The organism is Pectobacterium sp. PL64 (genome assembly GCF_022477975.1).
Lineage (GTDB): Bacteria > Pseudomonadota > Gammaproteobacteria > Enterobacterales > Enterobacteriaceae > Pectobacterium > Pectobacterium jejuense.
In genome coordinates, this window is the sequence record NZ_CP092070.1 from 4,939,834 (window position 1) to 4,960,347 (window position 20,514).

20 protein-coding genes are annotated in these 20,514 nt (G+C 53.8%); 9 read left to right on the top strand and 11 right to left on the bottom strand.

The genetic code is table 11. From position 1 onward, the window contains the following. Window positions 1–14: 14 nt before the first annotated feature. The gene (locus tag HP572_RS22225; protein WP_205554089.1) at window positions 15–521 is read right to left on the bottom strand and encodes a TRAP transporter small permease; all 507 of its coding nucleotides are present in this window, start codon (window positions 519–521) and stop codon (window positions 15–17) included. Window positions 522–629: 108 nt separating this feature from the next. Beyond that, window positions 630–1,607 (bottom strand): TRAP transporter substrate-binding protein, encoded by a 978-nt coding sequence (locus HP572_RS22230; RefSeq protein ID WP_205554087.1) that lies wholly within the window; start codon window positions 1,605–1,607, stop codon window positions 630–632. A gap of 705 nt (window positions 1,608–2,312) precedes the next feature. Here HP572_RS22230 and exbB point away from each other — a divergent pair. Further along, on the top strand, window positions 2,313–3,323 hold the full coding sequence (exbB, locus tag HP572_RS22235) for a tol-pal system-associated acyl-CoA thioesterase (RefSeq protein WP_119874342.1): 1,011 nt from the start codon (window positions 2,313–2,315) through the stop codon (window positions 3,321–3,323). A gap of 3 nt (window positions 3,324–3,326) precedes the next feature. Next, the gene (gene exbD / locus HP572_RS22240; RefSeq protein WP_010280259.1) at window positions 3,327–3,752 is read left to right on the top strand and encodes a TonB system transport protein ExbD; all 426 of its coding nucleotides are present in this window, start codon (window positions 3,327–3,329) and stop codon (window positions 3,750–3,752) included. Between the two features lie 110 nt (window positions 3,753–3,862). Here the strand turns inward: exbD and HP572_RS22245 are convergent, their stop codons facing one another. The 5 genes from HP572_RS22245 to HP572_RS22265 all read right to left on the bottom strand — a co-directional run bounded on the left by HP572_RS22245 (window position 3,863) and on the right by HP572_RS22265 (window position 10,429). Beyond that, window positions 3,863–4,882: a substrate-binding domain-containing protein gene (locus HP572_RS22245; RefSeq protein ID WP_240584351.1), complete on the bottom strand. Its 1,020-nt coding sequence runs from the start codon at window positions 4,880–4,882 to the stop codon at window positions 3,863–3,865. Window positions 4,883–4,912: 30 nt separating this feature from the next. Next, window positions 4,913–6,322, bottom strand: a complete 1,410-nt coding sequence (locus tag HP572_RS22250; protein WP_240584352.1) for a sucrose-6-phosphate hydrolase — start codon at window positions 6,320–6,322, stop codon at window positions 4,913–4,915. Further along, complete coding sequence (locus HP572_RS22255) at window positions 6,322–7,692, bottom strand: sucrose-specific PTS transporter subunit IIBC (protein ID WP_240584353.1); 1,371 nt, start codon at window positions 7,690–7,692, stop codon at window positions 6,322–6,324. The genes HP572_RS22250 and HP572_RS22255 overlap by 1 nt, the downstream gene beginning before the upstream one ends. 79 nt (window positions 7,693–7,771) lie before the next feature. Further along, window positions 7,772–9,307 carry a carbohydrate porin gene (locus HP572_RS22260; protein WP_240584354.1) on the bottom strand — a complete coding sequence of 512 codons (1,536 nt, stop codon included), beginning with the start codon at window positions 9,305–9,307 and terminating at the stop codon, window positions 7,772–7,774. 198 nt (window positions 9,308–9,505) lie between these two features. After that, window positions 9,506–10,429, bottom strand: coding sequence for an aminoimidazole riboside kinase (locus HP572_RS22265; RefSeq protein WP_240584355.1), 924 nt, complete (start codon window positions 10,427–10,429; stop codon window positions 9,506–9,508). Window positions 10,430–10,888: 459 nt separating this feature from the next. On the opposite strand from HP572_RS22265, the gene HP572_RS22270 reads away from it, so the two are divergent. The 4 genes from HP572_RS22270 to HP572_RS22285 all read left to right on the top strand — a co-directional run bounded on the left by HP572_RS22270 (window position 10,889) and on the right by HP572_RS22285 (window position 12,987). Continuing rightward, entirely contained in the window at window positions 10,889–11,440 is a 552-nt protein-coding gene (locus HP572_RS22270; protein WP_240584356.1) for a polymer-forming cytoskeletal protein, read from the top strand. 157 nt (window positions 11,441–11,597) lie between these two features. Continuing rightward, a complete protein-coding gene (locus tag HP572_RS22275) occupies window positions 11,598–11,909 on the top strand; it encodes a type II toxin-antitoxin system HigB family toxin (protein WP_039504225.1) in 312 nt (103 codons plus the stop codon). Then, window positions 11,906–12,322 carry a type II toxin-antitoxin system HigA family antitoxin gene (locus tag HP572_RS22280; RefSeq protein ID WP_095993507.1) on the top strand — a complete coding sequence of 139 codons (417 nt, stop codon included), beginning with the start codon at window positions 11,906–11,908 and terminating at the stop codon, window positions 12,320–12,322. Before HP572_RS22275 ends, HP572_RS22280 begins: the two co-directional genes overlap by 4 nt. A gap of 206 nt (window positions 12,323–12,528) precedes the next feature. Continuing rightward, window positions 12,529–12,987: a hypothetical protein gene (locus HP572_RS22285; protein WP_014913932.1), complete on the top strand. Its 459-nt coding sequence runs from the start codon at window positions 12,529–12,531 to the stop codon at window positions 12,985–12,987. Between the two features lie 94 nt (window positions 12,988–13,081). Here the strand turns inward: HP572_RS22285 and HP572_RS22290 are convergent, their stop codons facing one another. Next, a complete protein-coding gene (locus HP572_RS22290) occupies window positions 13,082–14,434 on the bottom strand; it encodes a pyridoxal-dependent decarboxylase (protein WP_240584357.1) in 1,353 nt (450 codons plus the stop codon). A gap of 53 nt (window positions 14,435–14,487) precedes the next feature. Beyond that, window positions 14,488–15,732, bottom strand: a complete 1,245-nt coding sequence (locus HP572_RS22295; protein ID WP_240584358.1) for an MFS transporter — start codon at window positions 15,730–15,732, stop codon at window positions 14,488–14,490. Between the two features lie 153 nt (window positions 15,733–15,885). Between HP572_RS22295 and HP572_RS22300 the strand changes: the two genes are divergently transcribed. The 3 genes from HP572_RS22300 (at window position 15,886) to HP572_RS22310 (ending at window position 17,578) form a co-directional block, all read left to right on the top strand. Next, complete coding sequence (locus HP572_RS22300) at window positions 15,886–16,332, top strand: helix-turn-helix domain-containing protein (protein ID WP_240584359.1); 447 nt, start codon at window positions 15,886–15,888, stop codon at window positions 16,330–16,332. 9 nt (window positions 16,333–16,341) lie between these two features. After that, a complete protein-coding gene (locus HP572_RS22305) occupies window positions 16,342–16,788 on the top strand; it encodes a YhbP family protein (RefSeq protein WP_240584360.1) in 447 nt (148 codons plus the stop codon). A 136-nt stretch (window positions 16,789–16,924) separates the two neighbouring features. Continuing rightward, window positions 16,925–17,578 (top strand): hypothetical protein, encoded by a 654-nt coding sequence (locus HP572_RS22310; protein WP_205554319.1) that lies wholly within the window; start codon window positions 16,925–16,927, stop codon window positions 17,576–17,578. An 11-nt stretch (window positions 17,579–17,589) separates the two neighbouring features. Here HP572_RS22310 and nrdG read toward each other — a convergent pair whose 3' ends face one another. Beyond that, on the bottom strand, window positions 17,590–18,054 hold the full coding sequence (gene nrdG, locus HP572_RS22315) for an anaerobic ribonucleoside-triphosphate reductase-activating protein (RefSeq protein ID WP_039470412.1): 465 nt from the start codon (window positions 18,052–18,054) through the stop codon (window positions 17,590–17,592). An 81-nt stretch (window positions 18,055–18,135) separates the two neighbouring features. Continuing rightward, the gene (gene nrdD / locus HP572_RS22320; protein WP_240584361.1) at window positions 18,136–20,274 is read right to left on the bottom strand and encodes an anaerobic ribonucleoside-triphosphate reductase; all 2,139 of its coding nucleotides are present in this window, start codon (window positions 20,272–20,274) and stop codon (window positions 18,136–18,138) included. Window positions 20,275–20,514: the final 240 nt, after the last annotated feature.

Here is a 20,514-nt window from a genome sequence, read left to right on the forward strand (position 1 = left end):
GTATTGGCTCCGAATTAAGCACTGCCAAGCATTACCACAGGGCGTTTATCCTGCGGGCCGAAAAGCATTTTTTCGATGATGAAGAGCACGGTAATTAACGAACCGATAGGCAGGGGCAAATAACTTTCGCCCGCGGTTAATAATGGAAACTCCGCGACGGGTTGTTCCCATAACTCCATGCAGAGCACCGTGCTGTAATAGAGAATAAACAGGCTGATTAAGAGCATCAGAATATTCGACAGGTGAACGCAAATCTTCTTACCGGATTCTGGCAATCTGTCGGTCAACATGCTGACGGCAATATGTGAGTTAGAACGGTAACTGACTGCGGCGCCTACAAAAGTAAACGTCACCATACAAATAATTGAAATGGGTTCTGGCCAGGATAATGCGGCATTTAAAACATAGCGTGCGAATATGCCGACAGGAATTATTAGCGTCATAATTAATAACGCCAGACCAGAAACCCACATGGCAATACGATAGAGTACATCCATGCTGAAAAGATAAGACTGTGCCATTGTGCCACCTATATTCGCTAAGCAATAAGCGAAGGATTACATTGATATCAGGCTATTCATGGTGGCGGATAAATAGCAGGCTATTTATCCGCTGAGATGAGGTACTGATTATTGAACGTCGGCGACGGCTTTAATCAGATCCTGATATTTGGCACCAAACTGATCGCGGACGGGCTGAGTGGCTTTGAAATAGTACTCGGTATCAATTTCATGGAACTGAACGCCGCCGGCTTTCATTTTATCCAGAGATTGCTGAGTATATTCATTCCACAGCACGCGCTGTTCTTGCTGTGCTTCTTTCGCCAGCTTCAGGATAAGATCCTGATCCTCTTTAGAAAGTTTGTCCCACTTGGTTTTGGAATACAGGAACAGCTCAGGAATAATGAAGTGGCGGCTCCAAGTGAAATTCTTGGCAACAGGCATGTAGTTATGTGCAACATAGGTTGGCGGGTTATTTTCGGTGCCGTCAATTACGCCGGTTTGCATGCCGCTGAAGACTTCGCTGGTGCCCATGGCAATCGCGTTAGCGCCCATGGCTTTCAGCGTTGCGAGAGCAACCTGGCTGGTTTGAACACGAATTTTCATGCCCTTGAGGTCTTCTGGCTTCGCTACTGGCTCTTTGGTAATTAAGTTACGTGTGCCCGCGTCCATCCAGCCCAGAAAAATCAACTTTGATTTGCTGCTATGGGTAATCTTGTCACCAATTTCCTGACCGATTTTGCCATCCAGCACTTTATGCAGATGATCTTCATCACGGAAAATATAGGGCAGCGTGAAGACTTCTATTTCCGGTAAAATAGCGGCAACGGGCGTCATTGATACACGGATAATATCAATGGCACCGAGCTGCGCCTGCTCAATCATTTGTTTCTCATCGCCCAATACCCCGCCAGGGAAGGTTTTAATTTCCAGCCTGCCATTTGTGGCGGCTTTTAATTTCTCTCCCATTTTTTGAACGGCAACGACATTAGGGTAACCTTCAGGGTGAACATCGGAGGCTTTAATTTGTTGTGCCTGAATTGCTTGGCTCATCAGGAGTGCAGTAGAACCCAGACAAACGCCGATCAATGCTTTCGACAGCTTCATTGAATTATCTCCAGAGGTGGGGTGACATTATCGATAATCAAAGGGTGATTTAAAAATATAAACCCATGAAAAATAGCGTAATGAAGAGTGGGTTTAATGATGAGAGGACGACCGCCTATTACGTATTATTGTGGCGTGTGTCAGTATTCTCTGTGAGTTAAGCTAACCTATTATACAACTTCGTAGAATGACTCGTGTCACAAAAGAAAAAGCTAATATGAAATGCTGTTTTATATGGACTTTATTCCTATTTGACTTATAGGAATATACGTAACTTGGTGTTTTTATTTATCTTATTATGTACATATGTATCCATTTATTTCAGTAAACTTATCGCCAGTCATCATGAAATGGTGTGATAACTTAATGTTGATCACAAAAAGCCGATCGTAAAAATCTTGGCTATCGCACCGAGTTTTAGGGGGATCTCCCGCCTGATATATTCCTGAATGCTATTCTTCTTGTCGTTCTTATGCTTTTCCTGCTGATGTGCGAGCAATACCCTCTGAAATCCTGTCAAAACGCAAGGAAAGTGCGTTATCTGATGTAAATAATAATGAGAACGACTATCAATTCGTTCAGGGTTTGGTATCATTTCAGGCTGCGTTATTGCGGCATTATACCTGCGAATATGTGCGGATATTGTACAGAACAGATGATTGTACAGAACAGATGATTGTACAGAACGAATGGTGGAGGCACAGCGTGAAGACGGCTGTCAGTAATACAACTCAACAGGTGTTATCAACCTGGCAAAAAAAACGTGGCGCGTTCAGCGCATTTTCCCGTAGCGTGCTGGTTATCCTGCTGTGTACGGCGGGACTAAGTGGAAATGCGTTTGCGGCTCCAGCAACGGCACCGTTATCGACAGAGAATGCAGCACCAGCCGCTCAGCCTGCTGCTGCGTCGCCTTCCGCTCCTGTGACGACCGATGCACAGGCTCCGGCATCAGCACTCTCGCTGCCTGCCAGTGCGGCACCGGGCACCAATAACCTGATGAAAACCGATTTGTCCGTCTGGGGTATGTACCAGCACGCCGATGCCGTGGTGAAAACGGTGATGATCGGTTTGCTGCTGGCCTCCGTGATTACCTGGGCGATCTTCTTTAGTAAAAGCGTTGAGATGTCTGGCGCGAAACGTCGCCTGCGCCGTGAGTATCTGGCGCTGGAACAGGCGAAAACGCTGGACGACGCGCTGGAAACTGCGGACGCGTTCAAAGCCGGCAGCGTCGCACAGCAACTGCTGGTTGATGCGCAGAACGAGCTGGAGCTTTCCGCACGTTCTGATGACAACAACGGAATTAAAGAGCGCACCGCGTTTCGTCTGGAACGTCGCGTGGCGGCTACTGGGCGTCACATGGGGCGTGGTAACGGCTATCTGGCAACGGTCGGCGCAGTTGCCCCGTTCGTGGGGCTGTTCGGTACGGTATGGGGCATCATGAACAGCTTCATCGGTATCGCACAGACGCAAACCACTAACCTGGCGGTCGTTGCGCCGGGGATCGCAGAAGCCCTGCTGGCGACGGCGATTGGTCTGGTTGCTGCGATTCCTGCGGTGGTCATCTATAACGTCTTTGCTCGCTCGATTGCTGGCTACAAAGCGATGGTCGGCGATGTGGCTGCACAGGTGCTGCTGCTGCAAAGTCGCGATCTCGACGTGGCTGCCAGCAATGATAACCGGGCGTCTTCAGCAGCGCATAAACTGCGGGTGGGTTAAGTCATGGCGATGCATTTGAAGGAGGACGTGAGTGATGACGGTGAAATGCATGACATTAACGTCACGCCGTTCATTGACGTCATGCTGGTTCTGCTGATTATCTTCATGGTGGCGGCCCCGCTGGCAACGGTAGACATTCGTGTCGATCTGCCAGCCTCATCGGCAGCACCGCAGCCGCGGCCGGAAAAACCGCTTTATCTGACGGTAAAAGCAGATAAGCAAATGTTCCTGGGGGAAGAGGTGGTTAGCGAGCAATCGCTGGCGCAGGTGCTGGATGCGAAAACCAGTGCCAACAAAGAAACGACCATCTTCTTTCAGGCTGATAAAAGCGTCGATTATGAAACCATCATGAGCGTGATGGATTCACTGCGCAAAGCGGGCTACCTCAAGGTCGGCCTGGTCGGTGCGGAAACCGCTGCCGCTAAATAACGGCTGAGGTTGGCGTTTAAAGAAGGAATGCGGACGTTCAAACCGCGTTCCTTTTTTTACGTCTGTAGGTTTACATCTGGATGATATGGCAGAGTGGTTGGGCGTTAAGCCTACGCCCGCGAGTCAGGATGACGCCAGTGAATACGCGTCGGGATATAGCGCCGATCTTCTTGAAGTGGCTGTTGTGCAATCAGGCTGGTCACCATCTCAAAGCTGCTACGTGCCAGATTTTCACAATCCTGCGCCACGGTATCGATCTTCAACGGTAAGCAATCAAACAGATAGTGATCGTCAAAGCAGCACAGTCGAATGCCGCTTTCCATCAGGTTATGCTGGTTCATATAGCGCAGCACGCCTTCCATCAGGCCACAAGCGGCAACAAACAGCGCTTTTGGCGGGCGACCCAGCGTTGCACACAGCTGAGCAAACATTTCATAACCCGCGCTGGGGTGATAGCTACCGTGAATAATCCACTCCGGCTTGCAGTCGATACCTGCGCGCGTGAGTCCAAGCTGGAAGCCTTCCAGACGGTGGCGAGTCGGGGAGATTCGCGGCTGTCCGCCAAGGAAATAGAATTCATCACGATGCTGGCGGGCGATACGTTCGACCATTTCCGCCGTGGATTCTACCGCTTCGGAAATCACCATCGGTAGTGTGGAATCACCAATCACCCGGTCAAACTGCACGACGGGCAACTGCTGATTAATTTTCTGATATTCAACATCGCTTAACAGGCTGGAGGCGACAATCAGGCCATCGACCTGGCGCTGCACCAGACTGTTGACCGCCATCATCTCCTGACTGGCATTTTCGTCGGTGCAGGCAATCAGCAACTGTAGCCCTGCTTCACGACACAGCATTTCCAGCTCGCGGGAAATCACGGCAAAGCCGTAGTTGGTCATTTCCGGCACCACTAGCCCCAGCGTGTTGCTGCGTGAGGAACGCAGCGAACGTGCGTGAATGCTGGGCTGATAACGTTGCTCGTGTGCGACAGCTAAAATGCGATCGCGGGTGTCATCAGAAACGCGAAACTCTTTGCTGCGCCCGTTAAGCACCAGACTGGCGGTAGATTTTGATACACCAGCCAGCGCGGCGATGTCACTGATTGTTATGCGTTTAGTCGGTTTCACCGCGAGGTCTGCTATCAGAAAAAAGGGAAGTTATTCTATCACGCATGGCGCTAACAGCCAGTGCTGTAGCGTTAATTGCCCAGAGCCGCTGAACGTCACGAACGGCTCGCTTTCCGGGAAGTAGCGTGCAGACATCACGGCTTCGCCGTCGTTGATAAAAATTTCAACGCTGGAGCGATCGCACAGGATCTGCAATTGGCTCAAGTCTCCACGCCAGTAGCGATGCTCGGGCTCGCCGGTGCGACGGTTACGTCGGCTCAGCGTGACGCGTTCTCCGTCCCAACAGAGAACCAACTGGGAAGCGAGGTTGAGCTGGAATTCCCCTTGCACGGTGATGAGGATTTCCGCGCTGCTGGCGTCCAGCGGAGACGCGTAGTCTGCGGCACCCTGCCAGGTGTAATGCTGTCCGCGCAACTGCTGCAACTCGCGCGCGGGACGTTGATAAACGCGATCGCCATGCAACGTGAGCTCACGCGGGCAGGTCATGGTATGGATCCAGCCATGTTCGATCGTCGGTTCAAAAAATTCATTGTCGTCAGGAATCGACATCCAACCGAACAGCAGGCGTCGCCCGTCTTCACTCAGCGTGGTTTGTGGGGCGTAAAACTCGAAGCCGAGATCCAGTTCGTGGAAATCCTGATGCGGGTAAGCGCCGTTTTCGTAATTGAGTGAGCCGATGAAATAGCCAGCCTGAAAGGTATTCAGGTAACGTTCCTCTTCGGCGGGAACCCCTTGTGGACAACAGATCAGTACGTCTTTGCCATCCAACGGGAACAGATCTGGGCACTCCCACATATAGCCAAAATCACCGAGCTCGCCCAAACGGGAACCTGCGATCTCACCGATCTTTTCCCATGCCAGCAGATCGGCGGAACGGTAGAGCAGCACTTTACCTTGCAGATCGAGATCCTGTGCGCCGAGCACCATGTACCAGTGGTCGTCATGGCGCCACACTTTGGGATCGCGAACGTGGCCGGTGTAGCCGTTGGGGAGCGTCAGAACAGCTCCCAGCTTGTCATATTCACCGTTAGGGTTCTCACGGGCGAGGCACTGAAACGCGGTGCGTGAGCCGTCATCGTATTTGACGTTACCCGTGTAAATCAGCGTGATCGCCCCATGATCCACCACGGCAGAACCGGAGTAGCAGCCGTGGCTTTCATAGCTTTCGCTCGGCACCAGCGCGACGGGTTCATGCGTCCAATTCACCAGATCGGCGGAACTCCAGTGCCCCCAGAATTTCGCTCCGTGGGCACAGGCTAAAGGATTCCACTGATAAAACAGATGGTAACGCCCGTTGTGATGAATAAATCCGTTCGGATCGTTGAGCAGACCAACGTTCGGAGACAGATGCCATTCCGGGCGATACGGATCTTCCTGTTTCCGTGAATGGCCTGACATCAGGGCGTGCGCCATGCGCTTTAGTAAGTGGACTTCCTTCATTATTCGCTATCCGTTTTATATTTCAGCAGTAAGGAAATGATAAAGGCAGCACCGAACGCAATTAACATCCCAATCAGGTAGTTAAGCATCGAGCCCCCTTGCACAATCGCCAGCCCCGGAAAACCAGTCAGCCCGACGGCCGTCATATTGACGTGATTGAAGACCACCCATGCGCCACCGAGTGCACCGCCCGCCAGCGCCGCCAGGAACGGTTTAATGAAGCGCAGGTTGATACCAAATATCGCCGCTTCCGTGATGCCCAGCAGGCAAGACAGTCCGGCAGGAACGGCAATCGCTCGGGTTTTAGCATCACGCGTTTTGAAGTATACCGCCAGACACGCGCCGCCCTGTGCTACGTTTGCCATCGCCCAAATCGGCAGCAGGAAGTTGACGCCGATATTCGGGTTGCCAAGCAGTCCGGCTTCAATGGCATGGAAGCTGTGATGAACGCCTGTGATCACGATGACGGAGTAGAGGCCGCCGAACAGCAGACCGGCCAGCCAACCTGCGTGAGTAATCAATGTGCTGAGAACCAGAGAAATACCATCGCCCAGTGCGCGTCCAGCCGGACCGATAAGCAGCATGGCGACAAAGCCGGAAATGATGACAGTCAGGAACGGCGTGACGATGATGTCCAGCGCATCCGGTACGATCTTACGCAGGCGTTTTTCCACGATGCTCATGAACCAGACGGCCAGCAGGACCGGAAACACGGTGCCCTGATAGCCGATCATGGCGATGTCCATGCCGAAGAAATGCATGGTCTGGAAACCACCGGCGACGCCCCAGGCGTTGGTCAGCGCTGGATGCGTCAGGATACCGCCCAGCGTCGCGCCCAGATAAGGGTTGCCACCGAATTCCCGCGCGGCGGTAAAACCGATCAGAACAGGCAGGATAATAAATGCCGCGGAGCTGAACATATCCAGCATCACGAAGATCGCGCTGCTGGAATCGACCCAGCCGTAGGTCTTGATCATGCCGAGCAGCCCCATCAGCAAGCCGGACGCGATAATCGCCGGCATGATAGGGACGAAGATGTTCGACAGCAGGCGAGCCAGACGTTGCAGCGGGTTTAGTTTTTTCGCGGCAATGGAGGCGGCTTCGGATTTGCTCGATTCATTGATGCCTGCCGCTTTGATGAATTCGGCATACACCTTGTTAACCAGCCCTGTGCCGAAAATGATCTGCATTTGTCCGGCGTTCTGGAAGCAGCCTTTAACGCCGTCGACGTTCTCGATCGCTTTCTTGTCAGCCAGACTGTCATCATTCAGCACCAGACGCAGGCGAGTCGCACAGTGGGCTGCACTGGCGATGTTCTCTTTCCCGCCGAGAAGGGGGATGAGCGCGGCGGCAGTAGCGTTGATATCCATGTTATTCCTCTTTTTCAATAGGATATGCTGTTTCTTTGGCGTCGATTAGCACGTAATCGACGCCAAGTTTAGGCCATTATCAGAACCAGGTTTCCATCTGGATACCGAAGTTCCATTCGCCGCCTGCTTTAAAGCCGGTGGAGCCAAACGTGTCTTCACTGGAGTAGTTATCTAGTCGTTTATCCCAGTCCATGTAGCTGGCAAACACGCGCAGTTCAGGGCGGCTAAAGAAGTTACCGATATCGCCGACCTTGAACGTCGGTGCAAAGGTCAGCTTGTAGAAGCCGCCGCTAACCTGATTCAGGCTCCGATAACCGCGCGGATCGAGGTCCATGTATTGATAGCTGCCTTCATAGGCCAGTGCAAAGTTTTCGGTGATTTCCTGAATCAGGCGCGCATTAAACGTCACCCATTCGTAGCTATCCCCGCTGACGTAACGGTCTTTACTGGTTTGCGCCAGAATGGACGGCGCGAAGCTCCAGGTCTTGTTCAGCGCCGTTGTGCCGTAGGTCGCAAAGCGCCAGGTGTTGGCATCGTTGGTCAGGTTGCCATCGGCGCCGATGTTCTTCACTTCGCCGCCCAGTCCGTGACCGTAGAGGATCGCGGTTTTCGATGTCCCGTCGCGCAAGCCGTAGAAGCTGTCGCCGTGGTAAGCCACCATCGCGTGATAGCCTTTGTCGCCTGCATTGGTGTTGGTGACGACAGTGTTATCGCGGCTTGTTCCGGTGTTTTCTTTTACATCGTTGTTCTTCGCGGTTAATCCGCTCAGCATGAACTGGAATGGCCCGACGTAGTTGTTAGCGGTAAAGACGTAGTTTTTGATGTCGTTATCCAGCGAGGTAATTTCGCCGAGGCTGCGGCCATACAGCGAGAAGTTACTCTTGGCGCTATCCGCCCATTTCACGTCATAGATCCCGCCGCCGGTGCCCGCGAGGAAGACCACGTCGCTGTCCAGCCAGTGAATATCGAAGTTATCGCGATCGAAGCGTTTACCCGCCCACAGCGTGGTGTCCTTAAAGGCACCGGTGAAGGTTGGCAGTGAGCCCAGCTCGACGAAGGCTTCACGAATGTTCAGGTCGCTGGTGGCCGCTGTCCAGTCGTTATAGCTGCGCTGGCCGTCCGCCATCATCACCTTGAAGCGGGTGGTTGCGCCGTTATCCAGCTTCTGTTTGTGCTCCAGTTTAATTTCGACGTAGGTGTCGTCTTCATTGCCTAAACGGCCAATATGTCCGCCAGTTTGACCGGCAGGGGACATGCCCGGTCCGATATCGGTTTTGGCGCTGGTGGCAGAATCATTGATCGACAGGCCAGAACGCGCGTAGCCGTGGAATTCAAATCCATCGGCAAACGACTTCTGCTTGGTCAGTGCCGTTGTACGCTGTTCCACCTGCTGGGTTTTCTGTTCGGTTTGGGTGGTGCGGGTGGCTAACTGCTGGGTTTGCTTTTCTGCGGCGTCGGCTCTGGCTTCGGCGGCCTGAGCGCGGGCTTCAGCCTGTTGCAGACGCTGTTCCATAGCGTTCAAACGGGCTTCAATACTGTCGGTGTTGGCAGCGGAAACATAAAACGGGGAGGAAAGTAATAATCCTATCGTCACAGCAAGGTGGCTTGGCTTCATTTTTTCGTTCTCGTCGTGAAGGAGATTTCTTGTTTTTGGATTTTTCGTGTTTAGCTAAATTGCTAAACCGGTTTTTCATGAGGAAAATAAAAGCCAAAAGAAGGGTTAGCAAGAAATTTCACTCACCCGATTCTGTAACTGTGATCCTGACTACAAAACCGGGCGGTAACCGTATCAAACGAGGGGATTAGGGCTTGGCTAAGGGCGTGCGTGCAATTGCTGAGCGTAGGGGAGTGCGGTCATCGCGCCTTTTGCTGTGGTCGCCAGTGCACCGCACTGCTGCGCCTGCTCGATAATCGGGTCCCAGCTCAGCGGTTGTGACAGATCGTCATACTGCGCCAGGCCGTGCAGCAAACCAGCGACGAAGGCATCCCCCGCGCCAGTGGTATCGACGGGCGTCACCAACGGCGCGGCAAAATGCCGTAGCCGGTGGCGATCGTGCAGCCAGACGCCTTCGCCGCCCAGCGTCACCAGCAAGAGTTGGGTAGGGTAGCGCTGCATAAACTGCTGAATCCCCGCTTCAACATCCGGTGTTGAACAGAGAAAGGCCAGCTCTTCACGCGATAGCTTCACCACGTCGGCCAGCATCAGCGCCTGTGTCAGACAGTCGCGCAGTTCCTGCTCGCTTTGCCAGAGGTCGTCACGGATATTCGGGTCGAAGCTGATCCATCCCTGTGTCGCTTTCACCTGCTGCATCGCCGCAAATGCGGTGCTACGCGAGGGCTCCTGCGAGAGTGCGATAGAGCAGAGGTGCAGCCACTCTCTCTGGCTGAACACCGGCAGATTTTCCGGCTGTAAAAACAGATCGGCACTCGGGCGAACCATGAACGTGAAGGTGCGTTCCCCTGCTTCATCAAGGCTCACGACCACGGTTGAGGTTCGATGGAGCCGATCGTGTGCCATGTAGCGGGTATCAACGCTTTCCCGTTCCAGCACTGTTTTTAGAAAATGGCCAAAAACATCGTCGCCGACGCGACCAACAAAGGCGCTGTTTCCCCCGAGTCTGGCAATGCCGACCGCCACATTGGCGGGCGCGCCGCCGGGGCATTTCAGATAGCGTTCCGTATCTTCCGGGATGAGATCGACAACCGCGTCGCCCATGACCCAAATTCTGTTTGCCATAACGTTACTCTTATCAATGATAATTAGACTGTTTGCTAAAATAGAAGAATCGGTTTAGCTAAGCAATACTCTTCACCGCAGAGACGTACCCACATCAATAAAACGCACATTTCCACATCGCGTTGGCGAAAATTCATGCGATAGTCATCACGTTGCCACGCTCATCGGACTAAATAAAAGGGCTTGTCATCCGATATCCTATGGGGCGTGGCGAAATCAAGCTGCAAAAAGGACGAATGGAGAAGGATATGCATTACCCCACCTCTTTCCGGGTTTGCCCCGGTGCGTAATTACAACCTGCTTTGGGGAATATGGGCGATATGGGCTTTATTGGTGATCGCCTGGCTTATTGATATTTATAGCGAACTTCCCCTTCGATATTACGGTCAGGGAGTGGCTGCCGTACTAGCCGCAAGTGCCACGATCGCATTTTTCTATACTGTTAAAAGGAATAACACGATGTTTTCATTTGATAAAAACAAAAAAGACGCCAAAGAACCGCAAGAGCGCAGTGAAATAAACAGCTCTCCCGCTATCAGTCCATCGAACGAGTTGATTAATTCAGTGAACCCTGTGCGCGTGAAAAAAGACACCTTCATTTCTCAGGGCGCGCGTATGACGGGCTCTCTGGCTGTGGATGGCAACATCACCGTGGAAGGCCGAGTAGAAGGTGATGTGCAGTGTGATAACACGATTAAAGTTGAGCACACCGGGCAGGTCAACGGCGAAATGAAGTCGCAGCAGATCGTCATCAACGGTCGCGTTGAAGGACGCATAGCCGCCAGCGTTGTAGCTATTCTGGCGCAGGGAAAAGTATTCGGAGACATTTTCACCGATGAACTCTCCATCGAAAAAGGCGGTGTCTTCACTGGCCAATCCCATCCGCTGACCCCGCCAGCGCAGAATCAGGAAAAACTGACCTACGTGGAAAAGAAAAAAGAGAAACCCGGCAAAGCCCCCTCAGAGCAAGAGAACGTCGTCGCGCTAGCGAGCAATGCACCAACAGCGTGAGGTTCTCCCTTACTCTCTGGATGTAAGCTTCGTGTTCCCCGCTCTGCGGGGATAAACCGAACAGCAGGGATGTAGATTATAACGGTTTCCTTATTGTCAACTCGTTCCATTTACGGCATATTGTTTCCAATCTGGAAACATCAGGGAGTGAATCCAGATGCATGTTATTTCGCGGGCACCTTTCGACACTGCAACCACTCAGTTTCCGAATCAGGCGGCAGCACTTGCTGACCTATATCGGGTTATCAAACGCGAAATGTATGCAACGCCGGACGATATGAAAAAACGCTTCCCTAGCCTAGATAGGATGAAATACCGAGAAAAATGGTGGGTTATTGATATTGGTGGCGGGCATCTTCGAGTGATGTTTTTTGCTGATTTTGAGCGGGGAAAAATCTTCATCAAGCACATTACATCCCATGCAGAGTACGACAGGCTGACAGAGTATTACCGGAGGAATAAAGAATGATGTACGCAGACGCTATCAAGGCAGCTAACAACCTGACGAGTATCGTACCATTCCTCGGAGGTAGCACCTCTCGTAAGGATTATGAGGATGCGCTGAAACTCACTGAATACCTGATCGAGAGTGAGCCTGATAGTCCGCTAATCGATATGCTGACTGCCAAAATTGACAAATACGAGAATGATGCACCGGAGTTTGCAGCCTTCAACGAACGTGTTAAAGCACTCCCGGCCGGTATTGCTTTACTGCGCGTCCTTATGGATCAGCATCAGCTAACGCAGAGTGATTTTGAAGCTGAGATTGGTAAAAAGTCTCTGGTATCCCGCATTCTAAACGGTGAGCGCACTCTAACGCTTGATCACATGAGAGCGCTTGCTAAACGATTCGATATTCCTGTGAGTGCTTTTGTTGATTGACACGACTGTTCTGCGATTTTTGCTAAGAGCAGCATAATTCACCGCGCTATAACGTGTTCCCACATCAGCGGGAGCAAATCCCGCTTCTGGCTGGCGCGATGAGGGATTGCGTGTCAGTATTAAAGCACGCCATTTTTGCCCCCACCGTCACGGTGAGGCGCTATGCCAATGATTTTGTCTTCCATACGTTACCGTAAGGAGGTGATATGAAAGTTGAAGCCGCAGAGTCGTCCGTTTTTGCCAGCCAGCAGGTGATGGCGAAGCGTTCGACAGAGCATGCAGAGAAAGCGGCGCTGTCCGAACAGCTTCAGTCTTATCAGGCGGGTAGCGGTGCCGTTCCTGTTGGTCAGACGACGCGGTATGATTTCACCCGTATTAGCCCTGCCGAGCTGTATGAAACGGTTGAAGGCCTTGTCAGCAGTGGGCGGTTGGGGCGTGAAGAAGGTTCCGCGCTGCTGGGTTTTGTCTCGTCGCCGAGAGCCGAAGGGGGAAGCATTCCGCCTTCCAATGTGTTCCAGCCGATTAATGTTTTCGACACCATTCAGCAAGGTGTCGCGGGCGCATCGTCCCGTAGCGAAGTGCAAAATACCGAAAGCCTGCAGCGTGCCGCCGAAGCGCTGAACCGCTTTCAGGGACAGGTCTCCAGCATTAGCGTTTACGTCTAGCATATTCCGACTCGCTGTAGTTTGATTACGTCTCTCTATCCCCGCACTTGCGGGGATAGTCGTTTTATACCGCGCTCAGCGCTTTAGGCTTTGCTCAGCATTGGGCCTGAGCTTTGATTTCCGTCAGCAGCGTGATCAGCGCCTGCACGTTGTCGTCCTGCGTGCGCCAGGATGACACGCTGATGCGCAATGCCGGACGCCCCTGCCAGACGGTGCCGCCAAACCATGCTTTGCCCGACGCTTGTAGCGCTTCTCGTATCGCCGTCGTTTGGCTGTCGGTTTCCCCCCGCAGCAGAACCTGATTAAGCACAACCCGATTCAGTATCTCAAATCCCACATGGCGCAGGCCGTCGGCGATGAGGGTTGCCTGCCGGCAGTGTCGCTCGACCATCTCCGCTACACCATCGCGCCCCAGCGTACGCAGTGCTGCCCACACCGGAATGCCGCGCGGCCGACGGGAGAACTCGAGCGTCAGGTTCTTCTGTGCATCTCGTGCCGCACTGGAATAGACGGCATCCGCGTTCATCGCTTCCGCCAGCACGTCCGCATCGCGGCAAATCGCCATCGCACAGTCGTAGGGCGTGTTCAGCCATTTATGCGCGTCGGTTGTCCAGCTATCGGCCAGATCGATGCCGTCGGTGAGCGCCGCGTGGGACGAAGCTCTGGCCCACAGCCCGAAGGCGCCATCAACGTGAACCCAGGCTCCCGCTGTTTTCGCGACGGGAATGATCTGCGCAAAGTCATCGAACTCGCCCGTGTTGACCTCGCCCGCCTGTAAACAAAGAATCGTACGATCGTCCAGCGGAGGAAGCTGTGCCACGTCGATCTGCCCAAACGCATTAACAGGTGCGATACGTAAATGGCGCAGCCCAAAACCGAGTACGCGTAGCGCTTTCTTCACGGTGATGTGCGTCAGTTCCGAAATCACGACCTTAATTTCAGGCGCGCCGATCAGTCCATCGTTGTCAAAATCCCAGCCCTGTTTTGCTAGCAGAGCACGACGTGCGGCGGCCAGACAGGAAAGCGTACAGGCGGTGGCGCTGGTGCCGAAACCCACGGCACTTTCTTTGGGTAAGTTCAGAGCATCGAGCACCCAGCGGCTGGCGAGGCGTTCCAGCGTGGCGGATACCGGCGAGTTATCGAAGGTGGATGCACACTGATCCCAGGCGATCATTAATCGCTCGGAAGCGGCGGCGACCGGCAATGAGGCACCGATAACAAAGCCGAAATAGTTCGGGCCATTGGAGGCGGTGGTGGCCGGTGAGCCGACCTCATCCAGCAGTGTCAGCGTGCTTTCGGGCGAGAAGCCCTGTTGCGGTAGCGCTTCATCAAAACGTGCCAGCGCTGCGAGGGCATCGGCATCGGGGAAAACCCGACGCTGTGCAGTCTCAGCCAGATAACGTCGGCCGCGCTCGTCGGCATCAGCCAGTAACGTCAGTTCGCTCATGCTTTTCCCTTATCAATCGGATGGTGTTGTTATCAAGAGGCGCTGTTCCGCTATCACGATGGCGTGGAGGCTCTCGGTGACGGCAGCGTCATTTTCCAGAAAAGCAGCGCCAGCAGGCTGACGGCTGCGCCAAGGAGACACACGCCTGACCAGCCGGCAGCGTCATATGCCGCTGTCGTTGCCATCGCGCCAAGCCCGCTGCCGATGCTATAAAACAGCATATAACAGCCAACCAGACGGCTGTGCGCATCAGGATGCGTCTTGAAAATCATGCTTTGGTTGGTGACGTGAATGGCCTGTCCGCCCAGATCGAGAACGATGATGCCGACCACCAGCGCGAAGAGAGAATAGGGCGCTAACCACAGCGGCAGCCACGATGTCAGCAGCAATAACAGGGCGATGCCGCTGACCCACTGTTCGCGGCCTTTATCGGCCAGCGAACCCGCTTTTACCGCTGCCAATGCGCCGAGAACCCCCACCAGACCAAACGCACCGATCACCGTATGAGAGAAGAAATAAGGCTCACGACTCAGTGGCAGAACCAGCGCGCTCCAGAAAATACTCAGGGCAGCAAACATCAGTAAAGCGATGGTGCCACGTATTTGCAATACCCGCTCTTGACGCAGCAGGGTCAGCATAGAAAGCAGCAACGCGGCATAGCGGGTACGCTGCTGGGCAAGCGGCTGAGGCGGCAGTGCGCGCCATAAAAGCACGGCAAGCAGGAGCATCAGCAGCGCAGAGAAAAAGTACACGCTGCGCCAGCCTGCTAGATCGGCGATGAAGCCGGATAGCACGCGCGCCAGCAACAGCCCAATCACCACGCCGCCCTGTGCCGCACCGACTACGCGCCCGCGCTCCTGCGGTGCGGAAGCGGTCGCGGCATAAGCAATTAGCCCTTGCGTCATTGCCGTCCCGAGCATGCCCACGGCCAGCATGCCGATCAATAAAGACAGGGGCGTGGTGGATAGCCCAACGGCGATCAGCGCTACGATGAGTGCACCCAACTGAGCGAGCATCAAATAGCGGCGATTGAGGATATCGCCCAGCGGCACCAGCAGAATTAACGCCAGCGCACAGCCAAGCTGTGTTGCGGTCATCACGCCGCCAACGGCAGCGATACTGATGTGAAAATCTAGCGATAATGCATCCAACAGCGGCTGTGCGTAATACACATTCGCGACGCTGAGGGCACTGGCACAGGCAAACAGCAAAACTAAAGCATGCGGCAATGCCGTCTGCGTGCTGTAAAGATCGCCTTCGGTAACGGATGACGTGGTATGAATAGGGCTTGTTTTCATGGTATTGGCTTTCACTACTCAAATTGGTTTCAAAATAAAACCACTTGAAGCATAAATACTCTGGTTTTATTCTGCAACCAAAAAACGTGCGGTCAGTTTTCAGCCTGTGGGTAAGGCAGGCAGGATGAACAGGAAAAAGGGGAGGAAGTAGTCATGGTGAAGCGCAAAAGTCTGAAAGAGGATGCGTGTCCCGTTGCTCGTGCGCTAGAAGTGGTTGGCGATCGCTGGGCGTTGCTGATTATCCGCGATGCTTTCGACAATCGCCGCCGTTTCGGCGATTTTCAGCGCAGTTTGGGCGTTGCCAAAAATATTCTTACCGACCGTCTGCGCGCCTTGGTTGAGGAAGGTATTTTGTCCGTTCAGCCCGTTTCTGAAAGCTCGGCCTATCAGGAATATATCCTGACGCCAAAAGGAGAACAGTTATTTCCGCTCGTTGTGGCGCTACGCCAGTGGGGGGAACAGCAGCTGTTTGCAGAGGGAGAACCGCACTCCCTGCTATTGGATAAACACACCGGCCAGCCTCTGCAAACCATGCTGCCGCACTCTGCGGAAGGGCAGTTAGTGGTCGGGCAGGATACGTTCGTTCAGAAAGTGGATTGAGGCAGCGTAATGCAGAAAGAACTGAGAGAAACAGATAGCGATCTTGAGGCAATCTCCCGCTATTTGAAGAAGTTGCACGTACTGACGTTATGCGTGGGTGAAAATTCGGAATTATGGTGTGCGAGTTGCTTCTATACTTATGACGATCAACAGATAGCCTTCTATCTAATGACGGAGTTGCAGACGCGCCACGGTGAAATAATGGTAAGGCTGCCGCAGGTGGCCGGTACGGTGAGCGGTCAGCCGAAGAGCGTTATGCTGATTAAAGGCGTGCAGTTTCGGGCGCAGGCGGTGCAGTTGGAAGGGGATGACGCGCAGCAGGCCAGAGCACGGTACAACGTGCGTTTCCCTATTGCCCGGGCATCGCAAGCACCGATCTGGCGGCTCGATCTGACAGAAATCAAAATGACGGACAATACGTTGGGCTTTGGTAAGAAACGCCACTGGCAGCGCTAACGTTCTTCAGAGATAACAGTCGTTACAGAGAGCATTTGTCACAGATAACGTTTGTCATAACTAACATTTGTCACAGATAAGAACAGAAACGTAAAAAGATGGGATAGTGAAAGACGCTGAGCAAGGGGGAAAACCGATGAGCCGGGTATTGTTATTAGGTGCAACGGGGTTAGTGGGGCACGAGTTGTTACAGCTGTTGAAAGCCAATAATCGGGTTGAGACGATCTATGCGCCGACCCGTAAGCCGCTGGAGCCTTCGGAGAAGGTGGTCAATCCGCACGATCCCGATCTGTCTGCCGCGCTGGCGCAATTGACCGATCCTGTCGATATCGCGTTTTGCTGTCTGGGATCGACGCTCAAGACGGCAGGCAGTAAGCAGGCGTTCCGCTATGTGGATTACACGCTGGTGGTGGAAGGGTCAAAGGTGGCGCTGGCGCTGGGCGCGACGCACCTGTTAGTCGTCAGTTCGCTGAGCGCGAGTGCGACGTCGCCTTTCTTCTATTCGCGAGTGAAGGGAGAAGCGGAAAAATCGCTGCGTCAGCAAGGCTGGCAGCATCTGACACTGGCACAGCCGTCGATGCTGCTGGGGGAAAGAGAAGACAGCCGTCCGCTAGAAAGTCTGGCCGCACCGCTGTTTCGGCTGTTCCCGGCAAAATGGCGAGCCATTGAAGGGAAAACGGTCGCGCAGGCGTTGCTGAATCAGGCGTTTTCACCCGAGCCCAAAGCGCGGGTCACCGTGCTGGAATCCGATCAATTACGTTCACTGGGTAAACAGCAGGCGCTTCAGTAGCCGCTTGTCGATCAACGCAGGCGGTGGACAACCTGATTGCTGCTGCCGCGCCAGATCAGTGCGGGATCTTTCAGATCTTGCACAAATTTTCCATCGACTAACACGTTGATGAGATCGACCACCCGCTGTTGTTCCGGTGTGAGTTCCGCCAGCACGTAGCCCGTCCAGACCCAGATATCTTTGCCTGGGCATTCCGCGCGTATCCGTTCGACCAGCCGCAGGATGTCAGGCACGTTCTGTGGGTGAAGTGGATCGCCGCCAGACAGCGAAATTCCCTGCCGGGGGATCGCTGTATCCTGGAGATCGGCGATGATCCGATCTTCCTGTTCCTGCGTAAACGGCTGACCGGAGTTGAGTCGCCAGGTGCTTTTGTTGTAGCACCCCACACACTCATGTACGCAGCCCGCGACAAACAGCGTACAGCGGGTGCCGGGGCCGTTGACGACATCAACGGGATAATACTGGTGGTAATTCATGCTGTAGAGCCCATGTTATGAAGCGGGCGCGTGTTGACGGTGCCGCGAAAGGTGGGCCGCATTGCTGCGGCCCAGAAGGGATTATCCCAGTTGGCCGTTACCTAAGTGCTTGATTCGACGTTTTACTTCTTCCTGCTTACCGGCGTTGAACGGACGTGCATCCGGGCTGCCGAGGTAGCCGCACACGCGGCGCGTGACGGAAACGCGAGCCGAATCGTGGTTGCCACATTTCGGGCAGGTGAAGCCTTTGCTGGTGCACTCGAATTCACCAGTGAAGCCACACTCGTAGCATTCGTCGATCGGCGTGTTGGTGCCGTAGTAAGGCACGCGGCTGTAGCTGTAATCCCACACGTCTTCCAGCGCTTTGAGGTTGTGCTGCAGGTTCGGGTATTCGCCGTAGCAAATGAACCCACCGTTAGCCAGCGGCGGATAGGGCAGTTCGAAGTCGATTTTCTGATAAGGGTTCACCTTCTTCTCCACATCGAGGTGGAAGCTGTTGGTGTAATACCCTTTGTCCGTCACGCCCTGCACGACGCCAAACTCGGCGGTATCCAGACGGCAGAAGCGGTCGCACAGGTTCTCGCTCGGCGTGCTGTACAGGCTGAAGCCGTAACCCGTTTCGTCTTTCCATTGCTCGGTGGCGGCTTTCAGGCGAGTGATAACGGCCACGGCTTTGGCACGCAGCGTCTCGTCATCAAACACATGTGTTTGGCTACCGAAGAGGGCGTTAATCGTTTCATGCAGGCCGATGTAACCCAGTGAAATCGAGGCGCGTCCGTTCTTGAATATATCCGCGATGCTGTCGTCCGCTTTTAAGCGCACGCCGCACGCGCCTTCCATATACAGGATTGGCGCGACGCGGGCTTTCACGCTTTCCAGTCGCGCAATGCGCGTCATCAGCGCTTTCTTCGCCAGCGCCAGACGCTGGTCGAGCAGCGTCCAGAAGCGGGTTTCGCTGCCTTCGGCCTCCAACGCGATGCGCGGCAGGTTCAGGCTGATTACGCCCAGATTATTGCGGCCGTCGTGAATCTGCTGCCCATCTTCTTCATAAACGCCGAGGAAGCTGCGGCAACCCATTGGCGTTTTAAACGAACCGGTGACGTTCACGACCTGATCGTAGTTCAGAATATCCGGGTACATGCGCTTGCTGGCGCACTCCAGCGCGAGCTGTTTGATATCGTAATTCGGATCGCCCGCTTTGTGGTTCAGACCGTCACGAATCGCAAAGACCAGTTTCGGGAAGACCGCCGTTTTGTGGTTTTTACCCAGTCCAGCAATGCGGTTGCGCAGGATCGATTCCTGAATCAGGCGCGATTCCCAGCTGATGCCGAGCCCGAAACCAAAGGTCACGAACGGCGTCTGGCCGTTAGCGGTGTGCAGCGTGTTGACTTCATATTCCAGTGACTGGAAGGCGTCGTAGCACTCTTTTTGCGTGCGGGTTAAGGCATAGTTTTCCGCATCGGGAATCTGCCACTCTTCTGCCACGGCTTTATGTTTCTCATGGCTGGCGGTGACGAACGGCGCCAGAATCTCATCAATACGGTTAATCGTGGTGCCGCCATAAATGTGGCTGGCGACCTGCGCGATAATCTGCGCGGTGACGGCGGTAGCGGTTGAGATCGACTTCGGTGGTTCAATCTCCGCGTTGCCCATTTTGAAGCCGTTGGTCAACATGCCGTTCAGGTCGATCAACATGCAGTTAAACATAGGGAAAAAGGGCGAGTAGTCGAGGTCGTGATAGTGAATCTCACCGCGCTCGTGCGCCAGTACCACATCACGCGGCAGGATGTACTGTTTGGCGTAATGCTTGGCGACAATACCGGCCAGCAGGTCGCGCTGGGTGGGAATCACTTTACTGTCTTTGTTGGCGTTCTCGTTCAGCAGCGCCATGTTGCTCTGCTCAACCAGACCGCGAATTTCCTGATTCAGGCGACCATGGCGTTCACGCGCAATATCGCGGTCATGGCGGTATTCGATGTAGGTACGCGCCAGCTGCTTGTAATTGCCGGACATCAGCAGGTTTTCGACCGCGTCCTGAATATCGCGGATATCTACGCGCGATTTATCCTGCATTTGTTGAGCGACCGCACAGGCCACAGTTGCACAGTAGTCTGCATCATTGACACCGGCTGCATGTGCCGCGCGTTCGACCGCCTCTTTGATACGCACTTCATCAAAAGGCACCTGGCAACCATCCCGTTTAATCACTACTGGTTTCACGTTTTCTTCCTCTGGAAAGGTTATCCACAGGCGAAAACCGTAACTGACAAGGGTTACAGAGGGCTGTGGATGACACTGTGGATAAACACTATATGTAGGTCATGTTTACAGGATAGGCACTATATATTGAAATTGCGTAGGGGTGTTTGCGGTTTTATCGCTGTAAAATTGATGTAGAGCAAAGAAATCCTCATGTCGCGGGGAATTTGAGCCTGAACAAAAAATAGTCAAAAAAGGCGC

Excerpts from the sequence above, each read along its gene's own strand:
- HP572_RS22225 (WP_205554089.1), bottom strand. The coding sequence starts at position 521 with ATGGCACAGTCTTATCTTTTCAGCATGGATGTACTCTATCGTATTGCC.
- HP572_RS22230 (WP_205554087.1), bottom strand. The coding sequence starts at position 1,607 with ATGAAGCTGTCGAAAGCATTGATCGGCGTTTGTCTGGGTTCTACTGCA.
- exbD (WP_010280259.1), top strand. The coding sequence starts at position 3,327 with ATGGCGATGCATTTGAAGGAGGACGTGAGTGATGACGGTGAAATGCAT.
- HP572_RS22250 (WP_240584352.1), bottom strand. The coding sequence starts at position 6,322 with ATGAAGGAAGTCCACTTACTAAAGCGCATGGCGCACGCCCTGATGTCA.
- HP572_RS22255 (WP_240584353.1), bottom strand. The coding sequence starts at position 7,692 with ATGGATATCAACGCTACTGCCGCCGCGCTCATCCCCCTTCTCGGCGGG.
- HP572_RS22260 (WP_240584354.1), bottom strand. The coding sequence starts at position 9,307 with ATGAAGCCAAGCCACCTTGCTGTGACGATAGGATTATTACTTTCCTCC.
- HP572_RS22265 (WP_240584355.1), bottom strand. The coding sequence starts at position 10,429 with ATGGCAAACAGAATTTGGGTCATGGGCGACGCGGTTGTCGATCTCATC.
- HP572_RS22270 (WP_240584356.1), top strand. The coding sequence starts at position 10,889 with ATGTTTTCATTTGATAAAAACAAAAAAGACGCCAAAGAACCGCAAGAG.
- HP572_RS22275 (WP_039504225.1), top strand. The coding sequence starts at position 11,598 with ATGCATGTTATTTCGCGGGCACCTTTCGACACTGCAACCACTCAGTTT.
- HP572_RS22280 (WP_095993507.1), top strand. The coding sequence starts at position 11,906 with ATGATGTACGCAGACGCTATCAAGGCAGCTAACAACCTGACGAGTATC.
- HP572_RS22285 (WP_014913932.1), top strand. The coding sequence starts at position 12,529 with ATGAAAGTTGAAGCCGCAGAGTCGTCCGTTTTTGCCAGCCAGCAGGTG.
- HP572_RS22290 (WP_240584357.1), bottom strand. The coding sequence starts at position 14,434 with ATGAGCGAACTGACGTTACTGGCTGATGCCGACGAGCGCGGCCGACGT.
- HP572_RS22295 (WP_240584358.1), bottom strand. The coding sequence starts at position 15,732 with ATGAAAACAAGCCCTATTCATACCACGTCATCCGTTACCGAAGGCGAT.
- HP572_RS22300 (WP_240584359.1), top strand. The coding sequence starts at position 15,886 with ATGGTGAAGCGCAAAAGTCTGAAAGAGGATGCGTGTCCCGTTGCTCGT.
- HP572_RS22305 (WP_240584360.1), top strand. The coding sequence starts at position 16,342 with ATGCAGAAAGAACTGAGAGAAACAGATAGCGATCTTGAGGCAATCTCC.
- HP572_RS22310 (WP_205554319.1), top strand. The coding sequence starts at position 16,925 with ATGAGCCGGGTATTGTTATTAGGTGCAACGGGGTTAGTGGGGCACGAG.
- nrdG (WP_039470412.1), bottom strand. The coding sequence starts at position 18,054 with ATGAATTACCACCAGTATTATCCCGTTGATGTCGTCAACGGCCCCGGC.